This window comes from Psychrobacter sp. Sarcosine-02u-2, assembly GCF_002836335.1.
GTDB lineage: Bacteria > Pseudomonadota > Gammaproteobacteria > Pseudomonadales > Moraxellaceae > Psychrobacter > Psychrobacter faecalis.
This window is the reverse complement of record NZ_PJBX01000044.1, coordinates 1-1,267: the sequence shown is the minus strand read 5'-3', so window position 1 is coordinate 1,267 and position 1,267 is coordinate 1. Positions and strand designations below refer to the sequence as shown.

Annotated in this window: 1 protein-coding gene; it reads right to left on the bottom strand. The window is 44.8% G+C overall.

All coding sequences use genetic code 11. The features are described 5' to 3' along the window. Positions 1 to 12: 12 nt before the first annotated feature. Positions 13 to 1,202 (bottom strand): IS3 family transposase gene (locus CXF58_RS01150; protein WP_101210725.1). Its coding sequence is split into 2 segments (ribosomal slippage): positions 13 to 944 and positions 944 to 1,202, totalling 1,191 coding nucleotides; the frame shifts between segments, so codons are not numbered across the junction. Between the last annotated feature and the right edge of the window lie 65 nt (positions 1,203 to 1,267).

Below are 1,267 nucleotides of genomic sequence, written 5' to 3'. Positions count from 1 at the left end.
TGTAGTGGTCAACTAATTTAGGACACCTGATAAGAGGTTTTGATTAAAGTAACGTCTTTCTGTTTCAGCTGGTGTTAAATAATTGTTGAAAGTGTGCGGTCTCACGGTTTGATAGTAGCCCCAGATATAATCACTAATGGCACTTTTAGCCTCAGCGATATTCTCATAACCGCCCTTTGGCATCCACTCTGTTTTGAAGCTTCTAAAGAAGCGCTCAGTTGGGGCGTTATCCCAACAATTTCCACGACGGCTCATACTCTGTGTCATACCGTCGCAATCATCGATTGATTCAGCAAATTTCTTACTGGTGTAATGCGTGCCCTGATCTGAGTGAAATAACACACCACTTGGTTTGAGTCTCGTCTGATACGCCATTTTCAGAGCGTTACCTGTCAGAATACTATCGGGTGAGTCTGAGACACTAAAGCCCACCACACGACGGGCGTACAGGTCTAAAACAACGGCTAGGTAACACCAGCCGCCTTTAATGCGAATATAAGTGACATCGCCCGTCCAGACTTGGTTGGGCGCCGTTGGGCTAAATCTGCGTTTTAAAAGGTTGTCATGGGTTTTATGTTCCTGATCAGCGTGCTTGTATTTGTGGGTCTTGAGCTGGCAACTGACCAGTTTCATTTGCTTCATAATCTTGGCAGCTAAGTAACGCGTTAGCCTAATACTGTGCTCATTCCACAGGATGGCGACAATGGTGCGAGCCCCAGCTGATTGTTTGGAGTCATTGAATATTTGACGTATCAAGGCTTTGAGTTTGACACGTTCAATATCGATAGGCTTAGTCTGTGTGCCATAGTAGTAGCTGCTTTTAATGATGCCAAATAAGTCACATAGTCGGCGTTTACTGACGCTTTTGTCTTGCTCTGCAAGCTTGCTTATCAGCGATAGCCGTTCAGGCTGTCCAAGGCCAGCAGAGCAGAAGCCTTTTTTAATATGTCGCGCTCCATAGTGAGTCGCTTAACCTGCTTACGCAATTCTTGTAGCTCGCGTTGTTCATCCGTTAAAGCGTTGCCGACTTTAGGTGCTTGGCCATTCGTTTCTTGTCGATACTGACTCAGCCATTTCTGCAGGGTGGATTTGCCAATGCCAAGTGAGCTTGCTACATCAGGTATTTTACGCTTATGCTCAGTCACTAAGCTGATGGCTTCAAGCTTGAATTCTCGGGTATATTGATTGCGATTGTTGGTCATACTAGTTTCCTTCTTTGGGTTATTATAACCTCTTAGAAGCTGTCCAATTTTATTATGCCACTACA